The organism is Micromonospora sp. NPDC049529 (assembly GCF_055586685.1).
Genome location: NZ_JBVJHT010000006.1, coordinates 156,049 through 178,677 on the forward strand (window position 1 = coordinate 156,049; position 22,629 = coordinate 178,677).

General features: G+C 72.3%; 23 protein-coding genes. 9 read left to right on the forward strand and 14 right to left on the reverse strand.

What is annotated here, in order from left to right; all coding sequences use genetic code 11:
- Positions 1-56: 56 nt before the first annotated feature.
- The 5 genes from ACZ6QQ_RS12170 to ACZ6QQ_RS12190 are packed head-to-tail and all read right to left on the reverse strand — an operon-like array spanning position 57 to position 4,927.
- Positions 57-1,061 (reverse strand): proline racemase family protein, encoded by a 1,005-nt coding sequence (locus ACZ6QQ_RS12170; protein ID WP_465876016.1) that lies wholly within the window; start codon positions 1,059-1,061, stop codon positions 57-59.
- Complete coding sequence (locus tag ACZ6QQ_RS12175; protein ID WP_465876017.1) at positions 1,054-1,956, reverse strand: dihydrodipicolinate synthase family protein; 903 nt, start codon at positions 1,954-1,956, stop codon at positions 1,054-1,056. The genes ACZ6QQ_RS12170 and ACZ6QQ_RS12175 overlap by 8 nt, the downstream gene beginning before the upstream one ends.
- Positions 1,953-3,377 carry an FAD/NAD(P)-dependent oxidoreductase gene (locus ACZ6QQ_RS12180; protein ID WP_465876018.1) on the reverse strand — a complete coding sequence of 475 codons (1,425 nt, stop codon included), beginning with the start codon at positions 3,375-3,377 and terminating at the stop codon, positions 1,953-1,955. Before ACZ6QQ_RS12180 ends, ACZ6QQ_RS12175 begins: the two co-directional genes overlap by 4 nt.
- Complete coding sequence (locus ACZ6QQ_RS12185) at positions 3,370-3,756, reverse strand: (2Fe-2S)-binding protein (protein ID WP_465876019.1); 387 nt, start codon at positions 3,754-3,756, stop codon at positions 3,370-3,372. Before ACZ6QQ_RS12185 ends, ACZ6QQ_RS12180 begins: the two co-directional genes overlap by 8 nt.
- Entirely contained in the window at positions 3,743-4,927 is a 1,185-nt protein-coding gene (locus ACZ6QQ_RS12190; RefSeq protein WP_465876020.1) for an NAD(P)/FAD-dependent oxidoreductase, read from the reverse strand. The genes ACZ6QQ_RS12185 and ACZ6QQ_RS12190 overlap by 14 nt, the downstream gene beginning before the upstream one ends.
- A gap of 280 nt (positions 4,928-5,207) precedes the next feature.
- On the opposite strand from ACZ6QQ_RS12190, the gene ACZ6QQ_RS12195 reads away from it, so the two are divergent.
- Both ACZ6QQ_RS12195 and ACZ6QQ_RS12200 read left to right on the forward strand, forming a co-directional pair.
- The gene (locus ACZ6QQ_RS12195; RefSeq protein ID WP_465876021.1) at positions 5,208-6,440 is read left to right on the forward strand and encodes a PucR family transcriptional regulator; all 1,233 of its coding nucleotides are present in this window, start codon (positions 5,208-5,210) and stop codon (positions 6,438-6,440) included.
- Between the two features lie 13 nt (positions 6,441-6,453).
- A complete protein-coding gene (locus ACZ6QQ_RS12200; protein WP_465876022.1) occupies positions 6,454-7,866 on the forward strand; it encodes an aminopeptidase P N-terminal domain-containing protein in 1,413 nt (470 codons plus the stop codon).
- A 24-nt stretch (positions 7,867-7,890) separates the two neighbouring features.
- Here ACZ6QQ_RS12200 and ACZ6QQ_RS12205 read toward each other — a convergent pair whose 3' ends face one another.
- The gene (locus ACZ6QQ_RS12205; protein WP_465876023.1) at positions 7,891-8,448 is read right to left on the reverse strand and encodes a carboxymuconolactone decarboxylase family protein; all 558 of its coding nucleotides are present in this window, start codon (positions 8,446-8,448) and stop codon (positions 7,891-7,893) included.
- A gap of 135 nt (positions 8,449-8,583) precedes the next feature.
- Here ACZ6QQ_RS12205 and ACZ6QQ_RS12210 point away from each other — a divergent pair, with 135 nt between their 5' ends.
- The 3 genes from ACZ6QQ_RS12210 (at position 8,584) to ACZ6QQ_RS12220 (ending at position 10,968) form a co-directional block, all read left to right on the forward strand.
- Positions 8,584-8,844, forward strand: a complete 261-nt coding sequence (locus ACZ6QQ_RS12210) for a hypothetical protein (protein WP_465876024.1) — start codon at positions 8,584-8,586, stop codon at positions 8,842-8,844.
- 117 nt (positions 8,845-8,961) lie between these two features.
- A complete protein-coding gene (locus ACZ6QQ_RS12215) occupies positions 8,962-10,209 on the forward strand; it encodes a DUF2786 domain-containing protein (RefSeq protein ID WP_465876025.1) in 1,248 nt (415 codons plus the stop codon).
- 213 nt (positions 10,210-10,422) lie between these two features.
- A complete protein-coding gene (locus ACZ6QQ_RS12220; RefSeq protein ID WP_465876026.1) occupies positions 10,423-10,968 on the forward strand; it encodes an RICIN domain-containing protein in 546 nt (181 codons plus the stop codon).
- 21 nt (positions 10,969-10,989) lie between these two features.
- On the opposite strand, the gene ACZ6QQ_RS12225 is transcribed toward ACZ6QQ_RS12220, so the two are convergent.
- Positions 10,990-12,009, reverse strand: a complete 1,020-nt coding sequence (locus tag ACZ6QQ_RS12225; RefSeq protein ID WP_465876027.1) for a helix-turn-helix domain-containing protein — start codon at positions 12,007-12,009, stop codon at positions 10,990-10,992.
- Positions 12,010-12,079: 70 nt separating this feature from the next.
- Here ACZ6QQ_RS12225 and ACZ6QQ_RS12230 point away from each other — a divergent pair, with 70 nt between their 5' ends.
- Positions 12,080-13,357: an APC family permease gene (locus ACZ6QQ_RS12230; protein WP_465876028.1), complete on the forward strand. Its 1,278-nt coding sequence runs from the start codon at positions 12,080-12,082 to the stop codon at positions 13,355-13,357.
- 46 nt (positions 13,358-13,403) lie between these two features.
- Positions 13,404-13,820, forward strand: a complete 417-nt coding sequence (locus ACZ6QQ_RS12235; RefSeq protein WP_465876029.1) for an SAM-dependent methyltransferase — start codon at positions 13,404-13,406, stop codon at positions 13,818-13,820.
- Between the two features lie 26 nt (positions 13,821-13,846).
- Here ACZ6QQ_RS12235 and ACZ6QQ_RS12240 read toward each other — a convergent pair whose 3' ends face one another.
- From ACZ6QQ_RS12240 to ACZ6QQ_RS12255, 4 genes are all read right to left on the reverse strand, one after another.
- A complete protein-coding gene (locus ACZ6QQ_RS12240) occupies positions 13,847-14,629 on the reverse strand; it encodes an amino acid ABC transporter ATP-binding protein (protein WP_465876030.1) in 783 nt (260 codons plus the stop codon).
- Positions 14,630-14,635: 6 nt separating this feature from the next.
- On the reverse strand, positions 14,636-15,502 hold the full coding sequence (locus ACZ6QQ_RS12245) for an amino acid ABC transporter permease (RefSeq protein ID WP_465876031.1): 867 nt from the start codon (positions 15,500-15,502) through the stop codon (positions 14,636-14,638).
- Positions 15,503-15,561: 59 nt separating this feature from the next.
- The gene (locus ACZ6QQ_RS12250; RefSeq protein ID WP_465876032.1) at positions 15,562-16,392 is read right to left on the reverse strand and encodes a basic amino acid ABC transporter substrate-binding protein; all 831 of its coding nucleotides are present in this window, start codon (positions 16,390-16,392) and stop codon (positions 15,562-15,564) included.
- 96 nt (positions 16,393-16,488) lie between these two features.
- Positions 16,489-17,268, reverse strand: coding sequence for a TetR/AcrR family transcriptional regulator (locus tag ACZ6QQ_RS12255; RefSeq protein ID WP_465876033.1), 780 nt, complete (start codon positions 17,266-17,268; stop codon positions 16,489-16,491).
- A 146-nt stretch (positions 17,269-17,414) separates the two neighbouring features.
- Between ACZ6QQ_RS12255 and ACZ6QQ_RS12260 the strand changes: the two genes are divergently transcribed.
- Both ACZ6QQ_RS12260 and ACZ6QQ_RS12265 read left to right on the forward strand, forming a co-directional pair.
- The gene (locus tag ACZ6QQ_RS12260; protein ID WP_465876034.1) at positions 17,415-18,413 is read left to right on the forward strand and encodes an ATP-binding cassette domain-containing protein; all 999 of its coding nucleotides are present in this window, start codon (positions 17,415-17,417) and stop codon (positions 18,411-18,413) included.
- Positions 18,410-19,246, forward strand: coding sequence for an ABC transporter permease (locus tag ACZ6QQ_RS12265; protein WP_465876035.1), 837 nt, complete (start codon positions 18,410-18,412; stop codon positions 19,244-19,246). Before ACZ6QQ_RS12260 ends, ACZ6QQ_RS12265 begins: the two co-directional genes overlap by 4 nt.
- A gap of 10 nt (positions 19,247-19,256) precedes the next feature.
- Here the strand turns inward: ACZ6QQ_RS12265 and ACZ6QQ_RS12270 are convergent, their stop codons facing one another.
- The 3 genes from ACZ6QQ_RS12270 to ACZ6QQ_RS12280 are packed head-to-tail and all read right to left on the reverse strand — an operon-like array spanning position 19,257 to position 22,429.
- Positions 19,257-20,168 (reverse strand): sulfotransferase family protein, encoded by a 912-nt coding sequence (locus ACZ6QQ_RS12270; RefSeq protein ID WP_465876036.1) that lies wholly within the window; start codon positions 20,166-20,168, stop codon positions 19,257-19,259.
- A gap of 3 nt (positions 20,169-20,171) precedes the next feature.
- The gene (locus tag ACZ6QQ_RS12275) at positions 20,172-21,170 is read right to left on the reverse strand and encodes a sulfotransferase family protein (protein WP_465876037.1); all 999 of its coding nucleotides are present in this window, start codon (positions 21,168-21,170) and stop codon (positions 20,172-20,174) included.
- A complete protein-coding gene (locus tag ACZ6QQ_RS12280; RefSeq protein ID WP_465876038.1) occupies positions 21,167-22,429 on the reverse strand; it encodes a glycosyltransferase in 1,263 nt (420 codons plus the stop codon). Before ACZ6QQ_RS12280 ends, ACZ6QQ_RS12275 begins: the two co-directional genes overlap by 4 nt.
- Positions 22,430-22,629 lie beyond the last annotated feature (200 nt).

Sequence of the window (22,629 nt, forward strand, 5' to 3'; positions counted from 1 at the left end):
GTGACTGAATGGTGCCCCTGCACAACGTGTGGCGATGACAGGGGCCCCTCCCGTACTCAGATCAGGAAGCCCTCGGGGAACGGGTCCTCCGGGTCGAGCAGGTACTGCGCGGTGGCGGTGATCCAGGCCCGGCCGGTGACCGAGGGAAGCACCGCGGGCAGGTCGCCGACCGTGGTGGTGCCGGTCAGCCGGCCGGTGAACCGGGTGCCGATCGGCGACTCGTTGACGAAGTCGGTGTCCAGGTCGAGCAGGCCACGAGCGTGCCGCTGGGCCATCCGCGCGGACGTGCCGGTTCCGCACGGCGACCGGTCCACCCAGCCGGGGTGGATCACGACCGCGTTGCGCGCGTCGGCGCCGTCGGTTCCGGCCTGGACGATCTGTACGTGCCGGCAGTCGTTGATCTCCGGATTGGTGGGGTGCACCGGAGGCGCCTGCTCGTCGATCGCCGCCATGATCTTCATGCCCCGGCGGATCAGCTCCGGCACCGTGGCCGGCTCGATCGGCAGACCCAGCGACTCGGCCTCCACGATGGCGTAGAAGTTGCCGCCGAAGGCCATGTCGTACCGGACCGGGCCGATGTCGTCACCCACCTCGACCACCTGGTCGGCGGCGAGCAGGAACGACGGTACGTTGCGGATGGTGACCGCCGCCGCCCGCCCGTCGCGGACCGCCACGTCGACGGTGACCAGCCCGGCCGGGGTGTCCAGCCGGACCGTGGTCACCGGCTCCACCACCGGCACCATGCCCGTCTCGACCAGCACCGTCGCCACCCCGATCGTGCCGTGACCACACATCGGCAGCAGGCCGGAGACCTCGATGAAGAGCACCCCGAAGTCGGCGTCCGGCCGGGTCGGCGGTTGCAGGATGGCGCCGGACATCGCCGGGTGGCCGCGCGGCTCCTGCATCAGCAGCCGACGCAGGCCGTCCCGGTCCTGTTCGAACAGGCGCTTGCGGTCGAACATCGTCTCCCCCGGCAGCACCCCGACGCCGCCGGTGATGACACGGGTCGGCATCCCCTCGGTGTGCGAGTCGACCGCGTGCAACACCATCCGGCTACGCACCCGAATCACCGCTGACGGCGAGCGCGCGGGCCATGTCCTTGCGGACCTGGGCCTCGGTCTCCGCCGAGAGCGGGCCGCGCGGCGGGCGGCAGGGGCCGCCGTACCGGCCGGCGAGTTCCATCCCGAGCTTGATCGCCTGTACGAACACCGGCCGGCTGTCCCAACCGAAGATCGGGTGCAGTTCGGCGTAGAGCGGGAGCGCCTCGGCCAGGTTCTGCGCACGGGCCAATTCGTAGAGCTTCACCGACAGCTTCGGCAGGGCGCTCGGGAAACCGGCGATCCAGCCCTTCGCCCCGCACACCACCAGCTCCAACAGCACGTCGTCGGCCCCGGCCAGCACGTCGAGGTGCGGGCTCAGGTCGAGGATGCGGTGCAGGCGGCGTACGTCGCCGCTGAACTCCTTCACCGCCACGATCCCGTCGGTCTCGGCGATGGTGGCGAGCAACTCCGGGGTCAGGTCGACCTTGGTGTCGAACGGGTTGTTGTACGCCACCACCGGCAGCCCGGCCGAGGCCACCTCCCGGAAGTGGGCCACCACCTCGGCATCACGGGCGGCGTACGTGTTCGGCGGCAACGCCAGTACGGCGTCCGCACCGACCGACGCGGCGTGCTCGGCCCAGCGGCGGGACTGACGGCTGCCGTACCCGCCGACACCGGGGACCACCGCGAACCCGTCCGGTGCCGCCTCCACCGTTGCCCGTACGACGTCGGCCCGCTCGTCGTCGCTGAGGTTCTGGTACTCCCCCAGCGAGCCGCACGGGGTGACACCGTGACAGCCCTCCTCCGCCAACCAGCGCACATGCTCCTGCAACCGGTCGAAGTCGACGGAGAGATCGTCGCGGAACGGCGTCGGAATGGCGACCACGACGCCCTGCCACGGCTTGTGAGCTGTCACGGGGTTGTTCCTTCCTCGGCGACGGTGCCCAGTGGCACCGGCATGGCTATGTGACGGTTGGCGAAGGTGGCGAGCGGCTGTGGCCGCCCGCTGACCTGCCCGAGCAGGCAGGCAGCGGCCCGCCCGCACATCCGACCCTGGCAGCGGCCCATCCCGATCCGGGTGACCAGCTTGAGTGCCCGCAGGTCGTCGATGCCGTACGCGGCGATGTCGGACCGGGTACGCCCGACGGTCACCTCCTCGCAGCGGCAGAGCACGGTGTCCGCCCGCAACCAGTGCGTCCAGCCGTCCGGCACCGGATGGACCCGGTGCAGTGCGGCGGCGAACCGGCGCTGGCGGTCGATCCGGCGGCGCAGTGGGCCGGCGGCGCGTACGAACGCGGCGGTGTCGAGCCGGCCGAACCGGTGCAGGACGGCCAACCCGGCCAGCGTCCCCTCGTGTCGGGCCAGGTCGGCGCCGCCCACTCCGGTCGCCTCACCGGCGACGAAGACCCCCGGTACGGTGCTCGCCTGGCTGTCGTCGACGTCGACCACGAGGCTGCCGTCGGCCGGATCGTGGTGGGTGGCGCAGCCGAGCGCGACGGCCAACTCCACCGACGGGGTGAAGCCGTGGCCGACGCAGACGGCGTCCACGTCCACCGTCCGGGTTACCCGGCCGGCACGCCAGCCGCCGTCCACCCGACGGACGGTGGCCCGCAGCCGGTCGCCGTACGCCTCGACCATGGTCACGGCCTCGCCGGGCCAGATCGGGATGCGGTGGCGGCGCAGCGCGCCCAGGTAGCGAACCGCTTCGCCAAGCTTGCCGGGAACACCGGCGATCGCGCCGAGGTGCCGCCCCCAGCGGCTCATCCGGGACGCCTCGACCACCCCGGCCACCTCCGCGCCCGCGTCGGCGAGTCCGGCCGCGACGGTGAGCAGGAACGGCCCGGTACCGGCGACCAGCACCCGCCGGCCGACCAGCACGCCCTGCCCCTTGGCCAGGGCCTGGGCGGCACCCGCGGTGACCACGCCGGGCAGGTCCCAGCCGGGGAACGGCACCACCCGGTCGTGTCCGCCGGGGGCGAGCACCAGCGCGGACGGGTGCAGCGTGACCGGCCCGTCCGGCCCGAGCAGCCGCAGGGTGAGTCCGGGGCCGCCCCGGTTCTCCAGGTGCGGGGTCGGGTCGGCGCTGGCCTGCCAGACCTGGTGGCCGAGGAGGAAGCTGATCCGGGGATGGGCGCGGGTGCGGTGCAACAGCGCGTCGGCGGCGGCCGGGTGCCGGGCCGGTGGCAACCCGACGACGGCCGGTTGGCGCAGGTACTGCCCGCCCGGCAGCGCACCCAGGTCGACCACGGTCACCTCGGCGCCACCGTCGGCGGCGGCGAGCGCGGCGGCCAGTCCGGCCGGCCCGGCACCGACCACCGCGATCCGCGGGTCAGTCATCCCCGGCCCCCGTTGCCGTTGCCGTCCCCGTTGCCGTTCCCGGTGTCGACCCCGTTCCCGTTGCCGACGCCGACCCCGTTGCCGGTTCGGCGGTGCCGGTTTCGATGACGCCGCCGGTGTGGATGACGTCGCCGGGGGCGACGGGGCGCAGGCAGGAGCGGACGCCCGGTTCGTCGTTGCAGACGACCAGGCAGTCGAAACACGTACCGATGCCGCAGAAGATCCCGCGCGGGCGGCCCCGCATCCGGGTCAGCCGGGTGACCGGCCGACCGGCTCCGAGCAGCACCGCCGCGACGGTCTGCCCCGTACGGACCGGAACCCGGACACCGTCGACTGTGATGTCGAAACGGTCGGTGGACGGGCGGTCAGGCGGCGACATCCGTGACCACCTCCTCGGCCGAGCCGAACCGGGTCGGGTCGAACGGGCGCAGGTCCAGCTCCGGGGGCTCACCGAGCACCACCTGGGCGACCAGTTCCCCGGTCACCGGGGCCAGGCCGATCCCGGCCCCCTCGTGGCCGTGCGCGTGGACCAGTCCGGGGGCTCGTGGATCGGCCCCGATCACCGGCAGGTGGTCCGGCGAGAACGGGCGGAAGCCGTGGTAGAGCCGCATCACCCGGATCCGGGCCAGCACCGGGAACAGCGCGATCGCGTTGTGCGCCAGCCGGCGTACGGCCTCCGGGTTGGGGGTCGGGTCGAAGCCGACCAGTTCGCGGGTGGCGCCGATCAGGATGGTGCCGCTCGGGGTGCCCTCGACCACGGCCGACGACTGGAGGTCGGAGTCACCGCTGGCGACGTTGTCGAGATAGTCGGCGGCGTAGACCTTGTGCCGGACCAGCTGCCCGACCGGCTCGGTGACCAGGATGAAGCCGCGTCGCGGCGTGACCGGTACGGTCGCCCCGGCCAGCCCGGCGATCTGCCCCGCCCAGGCTCCGGCGGCGTTGACCACCTGCCCGGCGGCGACCATCCCGGCCGTGGTGAGCACCCCGGTCACCCGGCCGGTGCCGTCCCGCCGGACCCCGGTGACCTCGGTACGCAGCCGTACGCTGGCTCCCGCGTCCCGGGCGGCGGCGAGCAGGACAACCGCTGCCCGCGCCGGCATCAGCTGCATGTCCTGCGGGTAGAGGACACCCCCGGCGAGCCCGTCGGTGATCCCCGGTTCCAGGTCCCGCAGTCGCTCGGGGTCGACCGGCTCGACGGTCACCCCGGCGGCCGCCTGCCCGGACGCGAACCCGTTCAGCGCCGCCAGCCCGGTCTGCGTACGGGTGACCATCAGGCCGCCCTTGCGTTCGAGTTCGAAGTCGCCGTAACGGTCGGACAGTTCCTCGTCGAGCCGCTGCCAGAGCCGGTTGCTGCGCAGCGCCAGATCGAGTTCGGGACCGGGCGACTTGTCCGAGACCAGCAGGTTCCCCTCGCCCGAGCCGGTGGCGCCGCCGAGCAGGCCACCGCGTTCGAGTACCGCCACCGACAGGCCCCGCCGGGCACAGGCGTACGCGCAGGCGGCACCGATGATGCCGGCGCCGATCACCACCACGTCGTACCCGTCGGGCATCTGGTCTCCTCCCCCGCGCTTCGGGGCAACCGTAGGTACGACGGTTACGCCCAGTCTTCGGACAGTTGCCGAAACAGCGCCGGGCCCGGCAGTACTTCTGTCGGTAGTTCGCCCCGACTTCTGCCGGTAGCTGGGTCCGCCCTTCGGTCTTGACTTGGTAACGACCACTTGCGCTCGGACCAATGTCAACGCGAAGGTAGGGCCTGGCGGTCCAACGGCTCCGGTCGGATTCCCGGGGCACCTGCCCCATTCGGTAAACCAGGGACGACCAGGGGATGACATGCAGGCTGAGCTGCAACGCATCGTCGATGCCGTCGCCGCCCGCGTCGGTCGGCCGGCGCTCATCGAGGACCGGCGCCAACGCGTCGTCGTCTACAGCGAACACACCGGGGTGCTCGACGACGTCCGGCGGGCCTCGATCCTGCGGCGGCAGACCACCCCGGAGGTGATCGCCTGGTTCCGCAACGTCGGCATCATGAAGGCGCGGGAACCGGTACGCACCGAGGCGTGCCCGGAACTCGACCTGCTGCCCCGGGTGTGCGTACCGATCCGGCACGACGACCTGCTGCTCGGGTTCGTCTGGTTCATCGACGCCGACGGGGGAATGACCGACGCCGACATCGAGACCGCGAACGGGGTGATGGCCGACCTGGCCCTGGCGCTGTACCGGGAGAACCTGCTCGGCGAGTTGGCCTCGCAGCGGGAGACCGAAGCCGCCCGTACCCTGCTGGTGGAGAGTGTGGAGGCCCGCCGGCACGCGGTCCGTACGCTGCTCGAAGAGGGTGTGATCGCCGGTGACGGGGCGGCCACCGGACTGGTCGCGCAACTCGTCGTACCGCGCGGGCAGGTGCCCGACGAGGTGGCCCGGATCGCCCTGGAACAGGCACTGGTCACCACCCGCCGCTGGCTCGGCACCCGCGAGGCGTTGCACCTGGTCCGGCACGACCACGGGGTGCTGCTGGTCTGCGGCGGCCGGGTCGCCGGCCGACCGGCACCGGAGGCGGTCGCCCGCCACCTCGACGAGGCACTCCAGCACGCCACCCGGGGGCTCGGCTCGGTCGCCCGTACGGTGATCGGCATCGGTGGGTCGCGGGCCGGCCTGGTCGACGCCGTCGGCTCGTACGAGGAGGCGGCGCAGGCGGCGCGGGTGGGTGTGCAGCTGCCCGCGCTCGGCCGGGTGGTCTCCTGGGCGAACCTCGGCATCTACCGGGTGCTGTCCCGGCTGGACCACCAGCACCTGGACGTGGCCGGGGTGCATCCCGGCCTGGAACGACTGCTGCGCGACGACGCCAACCACGTCCTGCTGGAGACGTTGGAGGCGTACCTGGACCTGGCCGGCAACGCGCACGCCACCGCCGAACAGCTCCGGCTGCACCGGACCACGCTCTACTACCGGCTGCAACGCGTCGAGCAGCTCGCCGAGACCGACCTCAAGGACGGTAACGAGCGGCTCTGCCTGCACCTGGCGTTGAAGCTGGGCCGGCTGACCGGCAACTACCGCCCGCAACAGTAGGGAGTAACCACCCATGTCCTCCACGCTCGACACCGGCAGCCACGACCTGGCCATTCCCGCCGCCCTGGCGGAGTTCATGGGGACCGGCTGGAGCGACCCGGACGCGCCGGTCGAGGTGCACCCGGAGGTGGCCGCCTGGGCGGCGAAGCGGCGGGCTCGGCTGTCGGGGATGTTTCCCGGCGAGCATCTGGTGGTGCCGGCCGGCGCCGCACCGGTACGCAGCAACGACCAGTTCTACCGGTTCCGTCCCGGAGCCGACTACACCTGGTTGACCGGGGACGGGACCCGTGGCGGGACGCTGGTGCTGGACCCGGACGGCGAGGCGACCCTGTTCACCGACGAGCCGCCGAAGCTGGGCAGCGTCGCGTACTGGGCCGACCGGACGACCGGGGTGGTGTGGAACGGTGCCCGAGCCGACCTGGCCACCCTCGGTCGGGCGCTGAACCTGCGCTGCCGGCCGTTGACGGAGCTGCCGGACGTGCTGCGGACGACCCGGCGGGCGCGGGTGTTGCGGGGCGTCGACCCGCATCTGGACGCGCTGGTTCCGGTGACCGACCCGGCCGGGGACGCTGATCTGGCCGTCGCCCTGGCCGACCTGCGGCTGATCAAGGACGAGTGGGAGGTCGCCCAGCTCCAGCACGCCGTCGACGTCACCGTCCGCGGCTTCGAGGATGTCGTACGGGCGTTGCCGCAGGCCACCGGCCCCGGTGGCGAGCGGTGGCTGGAGGGAACCTTCTGGCGGCGGGCCCGGACCGAGGGCGAGGAGGTCGGTTACCACTCGATCGTCGCCGCCGGTGCGCACGCGGCCACCCTGCACTGGAAGGACAACACCGGCCCGGTCCAACCCGGCCAGTTGCTGCTGCTCGACGCCGGGGTGGAGGTCGGCACCCGGTACACCGCCGACATCACCCGGGTGCTACCGGTCAGTGGCCGGTTCACCCCGGTCCAGCACGACGTGTACGAGCTGGTCCGGGCGGCCAACGACGCGGCCATCGACACCCTGCGCCCCGGAGCGGCGTTCCGCGACTACCACTGGGCGGCGATGGCCGTACTCGCCGCCGGGCTGGTCGACCTGGGTCTGCTCAACTGTTCCTTGGACGAGGCGCTCGACCCGCAGCGGCAGCTCTACCGCCGGTGGACGCTCTGCGGTTCCGGCCACATGCTCGGCCTGGACGTGCACGACTGCGCCCGAGCCACCGCCGGCCGGTACGCCGACGGCGAGTTGCAGGCCGGGATGACCCTGACCGTCGAGCCGGGGCTCTACTTCCAGCCGAACGACGAGCTGGTGCCGGCGGAGCTGCGCGGCCTGGGGATGCGGATCGAGGAGGATCTGCTGATCACGACGACCGGCAGCCGCAACCTCTCCGCCGCCCTGCCGCGCAGCGCCACCGACGTGGAGTCCTGGATGGCCGCCCTGGCGCAGTAGCCGTCGCCGGGGCGGGCGCTCCGGTCAGGCTTGCGCCTGCCGGGCCTCCTCCAGCACGGCCAGGTACCCACCGGCGACGATCCGCTTGGCCCGGTCGGTGTAGAAGTCGGGGTCTTCGGGCAGCGCGGTGGCCAGTCCGTCGACATAGCGGTTGAACATGCAGAACGCGGCGGCGATCAGCACCGTGTCGTGGATCTCCTGGTCGCCCGCGTCCTCGGCACGGGCAGCCGCGACAAGGTCGTCGGTGACCGCCCGTCCCGTGTTCTGCACGGCGGCGGCGATGTGCAGCAGGGCCCTCAGCTTGGCCGAGACGGGTGCGCCGTCGACGTCGGCGCGTACCTGCTCGACCAGGTCCATTCCCTCGTCGAGTTGCGCGGCGGCGTAGGCGGCGTGGGCGGAGTAGCAGTAGCGGCACTCGTTGAGTGCCGAGACGTAGGCCGCGATCAGCTCGCGTTCGCCGCGAGTCAGCGTGCTTGGCCCGCAGAGCAGCACCTCGACCAGCCCGTTGAGTGGAAGGGCCGTCTCGGGTCGGAACCGGAACAGGCCCCGGATCCCCGGCTCGTGCAATGTCAGGTGCGGCATCCGCGCTCCCTCTCCGATTCGCTCGGGCCCGGAACTCCGGGCCCGCCTCCGTTGATCAGCCTGGTTTACCCCCGTCTATACGTCAACCAACGCTTCACCACCTCGGTACGAACCAGCGGCGACGTATTCCGCCCGATGACGGGCCTTGTCGCCATATCTCCGCCTCCCGGGCGGACCGGGATCGACAACATCGCCATCGAGTCGAACGACTTCACCGGCGGCACCTACAGCCTGCAGATCCGCGCGAAGAACGGGCAATCGCTGACGAACGTACGGGTGCGCGACAACCGCTGGCACACGCCGTACGAGTTCGGGCCGCACGACGTCGACCCGGCCTCCGCCGTGACCGAGTGGACCGGCAACACCCTCAACGGAAACCCACTCCGACTGCGCTGATGTGACGCCTGCGGCGAAAGGGGCCGAAGCGGCGCCCGTCAACCACTTCGTGTGACAAATCCGCTGCGGACGGCACCCGCCGGGCCGGGCCGGATCGGTGTCCGTAACGATGTGCGGGTGACATCGGTGCAGGCGAGAATCAGTGCGGTGGTCGGCGGACGGGTCGACTACGAGACCGGGCTGGACGCGCTGACCGTCACGCCGTCGACCGAGGTCGATCCGGTGCTGGTGGAGATGGTCCAGGAGGCGTGCGCCCGGCTGCTGCGCGACGGTTGGCAGCCGGTCGAGTTGCACCGGGTGGTCGAGCGGAAGGGACAGCCGACGCACGGGCAACTGGTGACCGACGCGGTCGCCGCGTACCTGCGGCGGTTTCCCCGCGCCACGGTCGACGAGCGGTGGCTGGCCCAGGCCGACACGCTCGGCGCGCAGATCTGGTGGACCGCCGACGCCAGTTACCTCGACGAGGTCACCACCAGGTGGCGGTCGGACCGGGTGACCGTGCTCGACTCGGTGCTGAGCCTGCTCACCATCCTGTCCGGGTTGCCGCCGATCGAGGTGCTCGTACCGCCGCCCGGCACGGCACCCCGGCGCGGTGGCCGGTCCGGCACCGACGGGTCCCGGCGGATCGACGAACGCCTCCTGGACCGGGTACGCGCGCTGCTGGCCAAGGCGGAGTCGAGCACGTACCCGGCGGAGGCGGAGGCGTACACCGCCAAGGCCCAGGAGTTGATCACCCGACACAGCCTGGACGAGGCGCTGCTGGTCGCACGGGACGGCAACTCGACCGTGGTGCCGTTCGCCCGCCGGATCGGCGTGGACCACCCGTACGAGGGTGAGAAGGCGTCGCTGCTCGACGCCGTCGCGCGGGCGAACCGCTGCCACACGGTCTGGTCGCCGGAACTCGGCTTCAGCACGGTCTTCGGCTTCGACGCCGACATCGACGCGGTCGACCTGCTCTACACCTCGCTGTTGGTGCAGGCGCACCGGGCGATGGCGCGCAGCGAGCCGCCGGGCGGCAAGGCCGGCCGGGCCAGGCTCAAGGCCTTCCGGCAGTCCTTCCTGGTGGCGTTCGCCATCCGGATCGGCGAACGACTGGCCGGCGCCGCGAAGGCCGCCCTGGCCGAGGCGACCCGGAGCACCGAGGCGACCGGGAGCACCGGGGCGATCGGCAGCGCCGAACCGGTCGACCTGCTGCCGGTGCTCGCCGCCCGCGACGAGCAGGTACGCGAGACGATGCGGCAGGTCTTCCCGAACACGGTCCGGGCCCGTGGCAGCCGGGTCGACAGCCGCGAGGGCTGGGAGTCGGGCCGGGAGGCCGCCGACCAGGCCACCCTGCCCACCCGCGACCCCGCCGCCGGCTACTGACCCGATCGCCACGAGGCGCACCGACGCAAGCGGTTTCCGGACAGTTGTTCATGGCTTCGGCCACCATCGAAACGTGAGTTCCACCATCGACCCATCCGGTAGCGTCGATTTCATTCATCGACAAGCCGCGTACGGGGCGGGGCTTCCGTCGGGCACGATTATCGGCCCGCCATTCGGTTGCCCTTTCCCACACGGGCGCGTATCCGGAGGTCAATGATGCTCACTCGAAGGCGAATCGCGGGAATGCTGCTCGCCAGTGTCCTACTCGTCCTGTCCTCGCTGGTCGGCGGGGTCGTCCCGGCCAGCGCGGTCGATCCCGCGTTTCCCTCCAACTGGCCCCGGTACCGGTTGATGGAACGCGCCACCGCCGATCTCTACATGGACGTGTCCAACTCGGGGGGATCCGGCGCCGCCGTGCAGTTGTGGACCAACAACGGGAGCGACGCGCAGCTCTGGGTTTGGGAAACCGCGAGCGAGGGCGGCGGTTACCTCCACCCGGGATACAACCGCAATCTGTGCCTGGACTTCGACGGAGAACGCAATTGGGGCGTCCCGATGAAGGTCAACAACTGCAATGGCAGCGCCTCCCAGAGGTGGCACTGGGCTCCCGGTTGGGGGGGCGGATACCAACTCGCCACCCACAGCGACTACGCGATCTGCATCGACGTTCCGGGAAGCAACTTCAGCAGCGGACAACGGCTGCAGCTGTGGGGCTGCAACGGCTCGGGAGCGCAGTCCTGGACCGTCTACGGGGGTTAGCCAGGTCGGCCACCTGAACCGTCACCGGCCCGGCGCCGCCGCCCTGTCGAACGGGGTGGCGGCGCCGGCGCGGTCACGCCGGTCGTCGGTCCGGAACACGTGCCGGTACGTCTGCGGCGACACGCTGGTGACCCGGCGGAAGTGCCGGCGCAGGCTGACCGGGTTGCCGAACCCGGCCCGGCGGGCGATCCGCTCCACCGGTTCGTCGGTCGTCTCCAGCAACTCCTGGGCCACCCGTACCCGCTGCTCGACCAGCCACTGCAACGGGCTCGTGCCGAGCGTGTCCCGGAACCGCCTGGCGAACGTACGCGGGCTCAGGTGTGCCCGGTGCGCCAGCTCCGCCACGGTCAGCGGCCGGTCGAGGTGTCCTCGGGCCCAGTCGAGCAGCGGGGACAGGTCCGACTGGGGCTCGCCCCGGGTGACCGGTCGGGCGTACTGGGCCTGGCCGCCGTCGCGGTGCGGCGGCACCACCATCCGGCGGGCCACCTCGTTGGCGACGGCGGTGCCGTGGTCGAGGCGGACCAGGTGCAGGCAGAGATCGATGGCCGCACCGGTGCCGGCGGAGGTGAACAGGTCCCCGTCGTCGGTGTAGAGCACGTCCGGGTCGACCCGGACGCGGGGGAAGCGGTGGGCGAAGTCGACCGCGTTCATCCAGTGGGTGGTGGCCCGGCGCCCGTCGAGCAGGCCGGCGGCGGCGAGCAGGTAGGCGCCGCTGCAGATCGAGACGATCCGGGCGCCCCGCTCGTGTGCCCGGCGCAGCGCGTCGAGCAGCGGCTCGGGCGGGCGCAGCTGGGTCGGCCGGTTGCAGGCGGCCACCACCACCGTGTCGGCGGCGGCCAGTTCGTCGAGCCCGTACGGGGCGTCGACCCGCAGGCCGAGAGTGGTCCGTAGCGGGCCGGGGACGGCGGCGCACAGGCGCAGGTCGTACCAGGGGTCGGCCAGGTCGGAGCGGTCGACCCCGAAAACCTCGCACGGTACGGCGAACTCGAAGACCGGGATCGCGTCGGTGACCGCGAGCGCGACCACGTGGGGCGACTTCATGGCAGGAACGTACCGCAGATCGGCATTCCTGCCACTGGTCGGCGGTCGGCGGGTGCAGCAGGTTGGACCCGTGACCGATTCCTTGATCGAAAACAGCGGCACCGTACGGTCCGGCGGCCGGCTGACCGTCGCCCAGGGCACCGCGCTCTACGTCGGGGCGGTGCTCGGCACCGGCGTGATCGCCCTGCCCGCGCTGGCCGCCGAGGCGGCCGGACCGGCGTCACTGCTCGCCTGGCTGGCCCTGGTGCTGCTCTCGATGCCGCTCGCCGCGACCTTCGCCGCGCTGGGCGCGCGCTACCCGGACGCGGGCGGCGTCTCGACGTACGTCCGCAACGCCTTCGGGGCGCGGGCGGCGGCCGTCGTCGGCTGGTGTTTCTATTTCGCGGTCCCGGCCGGCGCCCCCGCCGCGGCGCTGTTCGCCGGTGGTTACGTGGCCGCCTCCCTGGGCGGCGGCGCGACCACCACGGCGGTCACCGGGGCGGTCCTGATAGTGGTCGTGACGATGACGAACGCGCTCGGGCTGCGGGTCTCCGGGCGGGTGCAACTGGTGCTCGCGGCCCTGCTGGTGGCCCTGCTGGTGGCCGCCGTGCTGGCCGCGCTGCCGCACCTGCGCTGGGAAAACCTGCGGCCGTTCGCGCCGCACGGCTGGCTGGCGGTCGGGCCGGCGGCGGCGCTGCTGGTCTGGAGCTTCGCCGGCTGGGAGGCGATCACCCACCTGGCGGCGGACTTCCGGCAGCCGAAGCGTGACCTGCCCCGCGCGGCCACCATCGCGGTCGTGGTGGTCGGGGTGCTCTACCTCGGCGTCGCCGCCGCCACCGTGCTCGTCCTCGGCCCGGCGGCCGGCGACAGCGAGGCGCCGCTCGCGGAACTGCTCGCCCTCGGCATCGGCGGGGAGGTGCACCTGATCGCCGCCGTCGCCGCGCTGTTGCTCACCCTCGGCACGATGAACGCCTACTTCGCCGGGGCGGCGAAGCTCGGCGCCGCACTGGGCCGCGACGGCGCGCTGCCGGCGTGGCTGGACCGGGGCAGCAGCGCGGGCGAGGTGCCCCGGCGCAGCCTGCTGGTGGTCTCGACACTGGCCGGGCTGGCGATGGCGGTCGCGGTGGCCGCCGGGATCGGCCCGAAACCGCTGGTGCTGCTCACCACCGGCTGTTTCGTCCTGGTGTACGCCCTGGGCACGGCCGCCGCGCTCCGGCTGCTGCCGCGCGGCACCCGAGCCCACCGGTACGCGCTGTTCGCGCTGGTGGCGGTCACCGCGCTGCTGGTGATGACCGGTTGGTACCTGCTCTGGCCGCTGGTCCTGGCCGCCGGTGCTCTGCTCTACCTCCGCCTGCGAGCCGTTCCTTGAGCCGGCGACGGTCCACTTCGGAGCGGGTGGGACCCGCCCGGGTAGCTTGGACGCGATCCTCGACTCGCCGCAGGTACGCCGCACGCTCGACCTCGACCAGCCGGTCGGGCTGCTGCTGATCGCCATCATGCACTTCGTGCCCGACTCGGACGACCCGTACGGGCTGGCGAACCGGCTGCTTGACGCGCTGCCGGCCGGCAGCTACCTGGCCCTGTCCCACCGCACCGGTGACTTCGCACCGCAGGCGTGGGAGGCGATCGCGGCGGTCTACCGCAGGACCGGGGTGACCATGCAGGTGCGCCCCAAGCCGCAGATCGAGCGCTTCTTCGACGGCCTGGACCTGATCGAGCCGGGTGTGCGGGTGCTGCCGCACTGGCGCCCCGACCTCGGCCCGGAGCGGACCGGGGACCTGCCCAGCGACGCGGCGGTCTCGGTCTACGGCGGCTTGGCCCGCAAGGGCTGACGTTCGCCGGTCCATGCCGGACCGGACTAGCTCGGGGTCGGTGCGTGGGCGCCGATCTCGGCCTCGCTGACCCGGGTCGGTTCCAGCACCCGGTGCAGGAACGCGCGGGTCCGGGCCTCGCGCGGCGCCCCGAACACCTGCTCCGGCGGCCCGGACTCGACGACCGTGCCACCGTCCATGAAGACCACCCGGGACGCGACCTCGCGGGCGAAACTCATCTCGTGGGTGACGACCAGCATGGTCATGCCCTCGGCGGCCAGGCCCCGCATCACCGCCAGCACCTCGCCGACGAGCTCGGGGTCGAGGGCGCTGGTCGGCTCGTCGAAGAGCATGAGCTGCGGGTTCATCGACAGCGCGCGGGCGATGGCGACCCGCTGCTGCTGCCCGCCGGAGAGCTGTGCCGGGTAGGCGTCGGCCTTGTCGGCCAGGCCGACCCGGTCGAGGTTCGCCGCCGCGATCCGGTCCGCCTCGGCGCGGGAGCGACCGAGTACGCGTCGCTGCGCGATGGTCAGGTTCTCCCGTACGCGCAGGTGGCCGAAGAGGTTGAACTGCTGGAAGACCATGCCGATCCGGCGCCGTACGTCGTCGATGTCGCAGTCCGGGTCGGTGACCTCGACGCCGGCCACGTGCACCGACCCGCCCGACGGCTGCTCCAGCAGGTTGACGCAGCGCAGCAGGGTCGACTTGCCCGAGCCGGACGGTCCGATCACGCAGACGACCTCACCGGTCTCCACCGACAGGTCGATGCCGCGCAGCACCTCGACCTTGCCGAACGACTTGCGCAGGTCGCGAATCTCGATCGCGGACACCGCCGGTCACCTCTCCTTCGCGGCCCGGCGTTCCAGCCACCGGACCAGTTGCGACAGCGGCAGCGTGATCACCAGGTAGAGCAGGCCGGCCACCACCAGTGGGGTCGGGTTGACCCTGGTGTTGAGGGCGTCACCGGCGAACTTGGTCAGCTCGATGGTGGTCGCGGTGACGCCGAGGACGTACGCCAGCGAGGTGTCCTTGGTGAGCAGGATGATCTCGTTGGTCAGGGGCGGGATGACGATCCGGAACGCCTGCGGCAGCACGATCGAGACCATTGCCCGCCCGTGCGACATGCCCAGCGTCCGGGCCGCCTCCAACTGTCCCTTCGGCACCGCCTGGATCCCGGCCCGGATCGTCTCGGCCATGTACGCCGCGGCGGTCACCCCGAGCCCGACGGTGACCGCGCCGTACACCCCGCCGGGGATCTCCCGGTTGGGGAAGGCGAGCGGGACGCCATAGCCGACCATGAACAGGACCAGCAGCGACGGCAGGCCACGGAACAGTTCGACGTAACCGGTGGCGAACCAGCGGTACGGGCCGACCGACGACAGTCGCATCAGTGCCAGCACCAGGCCGAGCACCAACCCGAAGGCGAACGCCAGCAGGGTGTACACGATGGTGTTGCGCAGTGCGACGGTGATCGCCTCGGGGAACATCTCCCCGGCGACGTCCAGCCGGAAGAAGGCGTCGGCGAGCCGACCCCAGTCGGCGGCCGCCGCCACGGCGACCAGCAGCGCGACGAAGACCAGGTATCCGGCCGTACGTCCGAGCCGTTGCCGTTGGCGGCGACCGAGCCGGCGCCGGGCCGGCGGCGGTGGGACCGGGGCGGGTCGCGCCCCGGTCCCGGCCGCGAGCGTCTCAGGTTCTGCCATGCCTCCCCCAGATCGCCCGGCGGCGGGTGCCACCGGGCGATGTTGTATCCCGGACCCGGTCAGCTCGCCGGCTTCGCGCCGATCCACTTCTCGTAGATCGTGTCATAGCTGCCGTCGGCCCGTGCCTCCGCGAGCGCCTCGTTGATCGCGGCCAGCAGCTTGGGGTCGCCGTCCTTCTTGACCGCGAAGCCGTACTGCTCGCCGGTGTCGAAGCCGGCGGCGACGACCACCTTGCCGGGGTTGGCCTTGATGTACTCGTTCCACACCGGCAGGTCGCCGACGACGGCCTCGATCTGGCCGGTGGCCAGTGCCTGCTGGGCGGCGCCGAGGTCCTTGTAGGAGACCACCTCGACCTTGAGGTTCTGCTGGGCGACCTGCGCCTTGACGTAGTCCTCGCCGGTGGTGGCACCCTGTACGCCGAGCCGCTTGCCGGCCAGGTCGGCGAGGGTCTTGTACGGCTTGCCGACCGGCACCGCGAGGGCCTGGGTGGCGTCGAAGTACGGGTCGCTGAAGGTGAGGACCTCCTTGCGGGCCTCGGTGATGGTCATGCCCGCCGCGGCCACGTCGCACTTGCCGGAGTTGAGGTCGGCACCGGACTTGATCCCCTCGAACGGGGTGTCGACGATGTCCTGCGTCACGCCGAGCTTCTTGGCGGCGAGGTCGACCAGGTCGACGTCGAAGCCGACGACCTTGCCGCTGCCGTCCTTGGACTGGAACGGCGAGTACGGCAGGTGGGTGCAGGTGGTGAGCTTGCCGGCCGCGACCAGCGCCACCCCGTCGGTCGTGGTGGCGCCGGTGTCCTCCTTCGCGCAGCCGACCAGACCGCCGATCGCCAGCACCGTGCCCACGGCCAGTGCGGCACCCCGCCGGGCGCCTTGAAGCTTCCTCATCCGCACAACCTCCCCAGGCGAACAAACCGTATGTTCCCTATAGGTTATGCCAAGATCTTCCGGTACGGGTCGCCGGCCCGTGCGGGGGTGGCGTGGCTAACCCCGCGACGGCGGCCGATCCGGCAGGGTGGCCTCGATCCCGGTGAGGATCCGGTCGAGGCCGCGCTCGAACCGGGTGTCGAAGTCCCGGTCGGCGCCGGCCCGCACCACGCGGGTGAAGTACGGATACTGTCCGCTGCCGGTCAGCGTCTCGATGTAGCGGGACATGCTCTGCTGCCACTCCCGCTCGTCCAGGCCCCGGTCCCGACGGGCCGCCCGCTCGGCCACCTCCTCCTGCACGAAGCCGCCGACCCAGCTGCTGACCAGGGCGAAGATCTCCAGCATGTCGGCGGTGTCGAGGTCGAGCCGGTCCAGGATGGACATCCCGTACTCGAAGATCTCCAGCATGTTCGGGCCCATCGCCGGACGCCCGGCGGCGATCCGGGCCAGCCACGGGTGACTGAGCTGGGCCCGGCGCAGGCTGCGGGCCACCTCGGCCAGGTCGGCCCGCCAGTCGCCGGTCGGCTCGGGCAGCTCGGTCTCACCGAACATGTGGTCGAGCATCAGCTCGCAGAGCGCTTCCTTGTTGTCCACGTAGCGGTAGAGGCTCATCGGCCCGGTCCCCAGGGCGGCGGCGACCCGGCGCATGGAGACCGCCTCGATGCCGTGCTCGTCGGCGATGGCGATCGCGGCGGCGGCCACCTGGGCCCGACTGTAGGTCGGCGCGGGTCCGCGCGACGACGGCGGGGAGGGCAGGCTGACCCGTACCGCCGTGGGCAGGTCGGGTGTCTGCCCGGTCCCGGAACCGTCGCCGCTGAACCTGTCGCCTGTTGCCACCACGTGCCTTCCGGTGTGTCGCCCGTCGCCGTCGCGCACGGGTTCCGTCGATCCGATCCGCACCCGATCCCGCACTTGCGTACAGCGTACCCGGTTAGCTAGCGTGCGAGCATCAACCGCGTACGGCGTACCCAGTAGGAGGTCCCGTGGCACAGGCAACAGGCGACGCGGTGGTCGTCGCGGAGGGGCTGCACAAACGCTTCGGCGCCACCCAGGCCCTCGCCGGTCTCGACCTGGCCGTACCCGCCGGTACGGTCTACGGCCTGCTCGGACCGAACGGCGCCGGCAAGAGCACCGCGATCCGCATCTTCGCCACGCTCACCCGACCCGACGCCGGCCGCGCCTTCGTCGCCGGGCACGACGTGGTCCGGGAGGCGATCCGGGTACGGCACCGCATCGGCCTCGCCGGCCAGTACGCCGCCCTGGACGAGGGACTCACCGGCCGCGAGAACCTGCACATCTTCGGTCGCCTGTTCCACCTCACCCGCGCCACCGCCCGCCGCCGCGCCGACGACCTGCTCACCCGGTTCGACCTCGGGCACGCCGCCGACCGGCTGGTCCGCACCTACTCCGGGGGCATGCGCCGTCGGCTCGACCTGATCTCCAGCCTGATCGTCTCCCCGGCGGTGCTCTTCCTGGACGAACCGACCACCGGGCTCGACCCGCGCAGCCGCAACGAGATCTGGCAGACCGTCCGGGAACTCGTCGCCGACGGCATGACCGTCCTGCTGACCACCCAGTACCTGGACGAGGCCGACCAGTTGGCGCAGCACATCGCGGTGATCGACCAGGGCCGGGTGGTCACCTCGGGCAGCCCGGACGCGCTCAAGGCGCAACTCGGCGGTCGGATCGACGTGGTGGTCCGTACGCCGGCCGAACTGGAGTCGACCGGGGCGGCGCTGGCCCGGCTGGCCGGCGCGACCCCGGACGTCGACCCCGACCGGCGGCTGCTCAGCGTGCCGATCGGCGCCGACACGCTCACCCTGCCGGCGGTCGTCCGCCTGCTGGACCAGGCCGGGGTGGACCCCGAGGACGTGGCGGTACGCCGCCCCACCCTGGACGAGGTGTTCCTCCGGCTGACCGGCAACCCGGCCGGTGACAACCGGGACAGCGACCACAACCCGATCGAGGAGACTGTCGGATGACCGCGATCACCACCGGCGTACGCGACGACGTCGGACTGGCCCGGCTGCGCTGGCGGCTCAGCGACATCCTCACCATCTGCCACCGCAACCTGCTGCAACTCAAGCACGCGCCGGGACAGATCGTCGGCACGCTCGCCTTCCCGCTGACCGCCGTGGTCCTCTTCGGATACGTCTTCGGCAGCGCCATCCCGATCGCCGAGGGAGCCAACTACCGGGCGTACCTGATGCCCGGCCTGTTCGTGATGTCGGCGGTGACCACCCTGGTCACCTCGATGATCACGATCGCCGGCGACAGCGACCTCGGGGTGATGGACCGGTTCCGGTCGATGCCGGCCACGCGCTCGTCCATCCTGTTCGGCCAGACCCTCGCCGACCTGCTGACCCACGCGGTGAGCCTGCTGGTGATGGCCGGCGCCGGCCTGGTGGTCGGCTGGCGGGTGCAGACCGGTCCGGGGTCCGCACTGGCCGGTTTCGGGCTGCTGATGCTGTTGCAGTTCGCGATCTCGTGGGTCGGCGTCTTCCTCGGCACGGTGATCCGCGACGTGCAGACGGCCGCCAAGCTCGGCCCACTGATCATGCCGGTCACGATGATCTCGAACGTCTTCGTGCCGACCGAGGGCATGCCGGCCGTGCTGCGTACGGCCGCCGACTGGAACCCGGTCAGCGCGGCCGTCGCCGCCTGCCGTCAGCTCTTCGGCAACCCGGCCGCCACCACGGTCGACCCGGCCTGGCCGATCGCCCACCCGGTCACCGCGACGGTCGGCTGGTCGGTGCTGCTGCTGGTGGTCTTCCTGCCGCTGGCCATCCGCCGGTTCGACACCGGCCCGAGGTGAGAACGCCGGCTCAGATCGGGTAGCCCCACTCGGCCAGCGGCTTCTCCAGCACCCGCTCGACCGCGCCGAGCTGCGCCGGGCTGAGCTCGTCCCGGTACGCCGCCGCCCGCCCCGGCGGGAAGTCGTACCGGGCGAAACCCTTCTCGAACGCCGGTGACCAGTCCAACCCGAGGAAGTCGAGCATCCGGCCGACCTGTTCACGCGGCTGCGCCACCAGGTCCTCGTACCGTACGTCGAGCCACTGGTCGGCCGGGTGCCGCAGCCGGGCCTGGGTGAACGCCTCCATCAGCATCTTCCAGCCGAGCGCCGCCAGGACCTGGAAGGACTGGCCGGACTCGGCCCACTCCTGCCGCAGGTCGTCCGGCAACGAACCGTAGATCCAGTTGTCCGGCCCGCGCCAACCGTCCCACCAGCCCATCTGGAGCCAGGAGTTGGCCACCGCCCGGCCGTCCCGGACCACGTTGACCACCCGCAGATCCGGGTACGCCGCATGCAGGAAACCGGTACGCGGCCACCCGGTGACGTGCTGCACCAACTGCTCGCAGCCCTGCCGGTTGATCCGGTCGTCGAAGAAGGCGCGCAACCGGCGGGCGACGAACGGGGTCAGGTCCTCGGCGAGCAGGTCCCGGCAGGGCCGGGAGAAACCACCCATCACCTGCCGGTCCAGCAGGTGGTACGCCTCCGACGGGGCAACCCGTACCCGGCCCCGCTCCAGCAGCCGGCGGCTGTGCCGCAGCGAGGTCATGCCGGCCGGGCGCGGCGCCGATCGCCGGTAGAGCGCGCCGTTGAACCGGCCCTTCGGGTTCAGCCGGGAGAGTTTGTCGTCCAGTCCGGAGACGAAACCGACCGCCGGGTGCCGGGAGAGCAACTCCTGGACCAGCGTCGAACCGCACCGGCCGGTGCCCACCACCAGTGAGAGCATCGTTCAGCCTTCCTGCCGGGCGGCGGGTGACGGGGAGACGACGGCCGCCCCGGGATCGGGGACGGTGGCCGGTGCGGCGGCGCCGGGGCGGCGCAGCGGGTAACCGAACCGGCGCAGGGTCGGCCCGGTCAGCCCGGTCACGGTGGCGTACGCACCGGTGGAGAGCCCGTCGAGCCATTCGCTGTCGGCGACGACACCGACCACGCCGGTCCGGTGCCGGGAGGGGTTGCCGGCGACCGAGTGGGTGGCGGCCAGCCGGACCGTGTCCGGGGTCGGGAACGGCAGCTCCCCCGGTATGCCACCGACGAACCGAACGATCCGGGCAGTGGTGTCGGCCGGGGCGGCGACAAAGTCCTCGTAACGCACCCGCAGGTACCGGCCCGACGAACCCCAGAGCCGTACGGTGGCGTTGTTCCAGACCAGCCAGAGCAGGGCCGCCTTCCACACCGGAGGGCGGGCCATCAGCCGGTCGTCGCCGCCGTCCAGCGCCCGACGGCGCCGCCAGGAGAAGGCGGTGGCGCGCGGGTCCCGGACCACGTGCAGGACGTACAGCTCGATGCCGGGCAGGCCGCCGAGCAGTGCCCCGTACGGGGGCAGCTTGGACGAGTCGACGACGACGGTCCCGGGGCCGGTGTGCGCGGCGATCGAGGCGTACAGCCGGGTCAGCTGCTGGTCGTCCGGGTGACCGGGCACCGGTGGACGGCCCCGGCGGTGCCGGCGCAGCAACGCGGGCAGTCGGCGCAGCCGGAGCCGGTCGCCCAGCCGGGCGGCGATCCCGGCCGGGTCGGCGTCCGGCAGGTCCCGCAGCACACCGGTCCAGAGCGGACACTCGGTCAGTGGCAGCCCGCACCCGCACGGGCGGTGCTCCAGGATGCCGCGCCGCCACAGGTAGCGCAGCTCACCGGCGGCGAAGAAGCCGGGCAACTGGCCCAGCACGGTGGTGACGAGCGTGCTGCCGCTGCGCCCGCTGCCGGCGAGGTAGAGGACCCGGACCGCGCTCACCGGACCGCCCCGGCGACACGGTCGGCTCCGACGGCTGCGGCGGCCTCGGCGTACAGCTCGCGGAGACGGCGAAGGTGCAGCTCCGGGGCGAAGTCGCGGGCCACCTTCGCCCGGCCCGCCCGCCCCATCGCGAACGCCCGCGCCGGGTCGGCCAGCAGGCCGCGCAGCGCGTCGGCGAGCGGACCGGCCGCGTCGGCGGCGACGATCTCGCCGTCCACCCCCGGTTGCACCAGCTCCGGCAGGCCACCCAGGTCGGTGGTGACCACCGGAACCCCGCAGGCGTACGCCTCCAGCACCGCCATCGGCTGGTTCTCGTGCCACCGGGACGGCACCGCCACCACCGCCGCCGACCGGACCAGCTCGTGCAGCCGGCCCTTGTCCAGCCGACCGTGGAACCGGATCCGGCCCGGCACCAGCCGCGCCGCGAGCGCCTCCAGCGCCGGGCGGGCCGGACCGTCACCGGCGATGTCGACCGGCACCCCGTCCGGCAGCGCGGCGACCGCCTCGACCAGCACGTCGACGCCCTTCTCCGGGGCGAGCCGGCCGGCGAACACGACCCCGCCACCGGGTTGCTCCTTGGCCCCGATCCCGGTCAGGTCGACGAAGTGGTTCACCACCCGCAACCGGTCCGGGTACACCCCGGCGCGGTGCATCACGTCGGCGAGGAACCCGCTCGGGCTGACGAAGACCTGCACCGGGTCGTACGCGTGCAGTTCGCGGTGCAACCAGGTCTCGACCGCGAGCAGCGCGCTGCGCGACAGCGAGCCGTCCTTGCACCGCCGCCGGGCGGCCTGCAACGGGCCACCGGTGACGCACGCCTGGCAGGGGCGGCCCCGGTCGAGCAGCTGGTAACTGGGGCAGGCGAGCTTGTAGTCGTGCATGGTCAGCAGGCACGGCACCCCGGCGGACCGGGCGGCGGCCAGCACCGACGGGGAGAGCTGGTGGTAGACGTTGTGCAGGTGCAGCACGTCCGGCCGGAAGTCCTCGATCACCCGGGCCAGCCCGCGCCGGCTCGACGGGGACCAGAGCATCCGGCCGGCGGCCGTCGCGCGCGGGCGCAGTCCGCTCGGCGCCGGCTCCAACTCCACCTCGGCCGGGAAGTGCCCGGCGTACGGCAACGGCGTCTCGTTCTCCGGGTGGGTCATGCCGAAGTAGGCGACCGTGTCGCCGGCTGCCCGCTGCAACGCGGCCAGGTCGAGCAGGTAGCCCTCCGCACCGCCACGGCGGTAGAGGTACTTGTTCACATGCAGCACACGCATCGACTCGGCCCGCTCACGTCGATCGGGCGAACCCGGCCCGGGGGTGGTGACCGGGGCCTGCCTGCCCCGACCAGGGCTCACGGTATGCAGGGCGGGTCGGCGAGTCCAGTTCACCAATGTCATGTGCCTGAACGGATGATCTTTGTGTGCCCGTACGGCCCGCAGCCTGGCCTCTCGCCATGATCTCCCGATAACCTGGC

What these genes read in the sequence shown, in the direction of transcription:
- ACZ6QQ_RS12210 (WP_465876024.1), top strand. Translation starts at nt 8,584, where the DNA reads ATGACGGGCCTTGTCGCCATATCTCCGCCTCCCGGGCGGACCGGGATC.
- ACZ6QQ_RS12205 (WP_465876023.1), bottom strand. Translation starts at nt 8,448, where the DNA reads ATGCCGCACCTGACATTGCACGAGCCGGGGATCCGGGGCCTGTTCCGG.
- ACZ6QQ_RS12265 (WP_465876035.1), top strand. Translation starts at nt 18,410, where the DNA reads ATGACCGCGATCACCACCGGCGTACGCGACGACGTCGGACTGGCCCGG.
- ACZ6QQ_RS12245 (WP_465876031.1), bottom strand. Translation starts at nt 15,502, where the DNA reads ATGGCAGAACCTGAGACGCTCGCGGCCGGGACCGGGGCGCGACCCGCC.
- ACZ6QQ_RS12250 (WP_465876032.1), bottom strand. Translation starts at nt 16,392, where the DNA reads ATGAGGAAGCTTCAAGGCGCCCGGCGGGGTGCCGCACTGGCCGTGGGC.
- ACZ6QQ_RS12270 (WP_465876036.1), bottom strand. Translation starts at nt 20,168, where the DNA reads ATGCTCTCACTGGTGGTGGGCACCGGCCGGTGCGGTTCGACGCTGGTC.
- ACZ6QQ_RS12225 (WP_465876027.1), bottom strand. Translation starts at nt 12,009, where the DNA reads ATGAAGTCGCCCCACGTGGTCGCGCTCGCGGTCACCGACGCGATCCCG.
- ACZ6QQ_RS12220 (WP_465876026.1), top strand. Translation starts at nt 10,423, where the DNA reads ATGATGCTCACTCGAAGGCGAATCGCGGGAATGCTGCTCGCCAGTGTC.
- ACZ6QQ_RS12195 (WP_465876021.1), top strand. Translation starts at nt 5,208, where the DNA reads ATGCAGGCTGAGCTGCAACGCATCGTCGATGCCGTCGCCGCCCGCGTC.
- ACZ6QQ_RS12190 (WP_465876020.1), bottom strand. Translation starts at nt 4,927, where the DNA reads ATGCCCGACGGGTACGACGTGGTGGTGATCGGCGCCGGCATCATCGGT.
- ACZ6QQ_RS12180 (WP_465876018.1), bottom strand. Translation starts at nt 3,377, where the DNA reads ATGACTGACCCGCGGATCGCGGTGGTCGGTGCCGGGCCGGCCGGACTG.
- ACZ6QQ_RS12280 (WP_465876038.1), bottom strand. Translation starts at nt 22,429, where the DNA reads ATGCGTGTGCTGCATGTGAACAAGTACCTCTACCGCCGTGGCGGTGCG.
- ACZ6QQ_RS12185 (WP_465876019.1), bottom strand. Translation starts at nt 3,756, where the DNA reads ATGTCGCCGCCTGACCGCCCGTCCACCGACCGTTTCGACATCACAGTC.
- ACZ6QQ_RS12200 (WP_465876022.1), top strand. Translation starts at nt 6,454, where the DNA reads ATGTCCTCCACGCTCGACACCGGCAGCCACGACCTGGCCATTCCCGCC.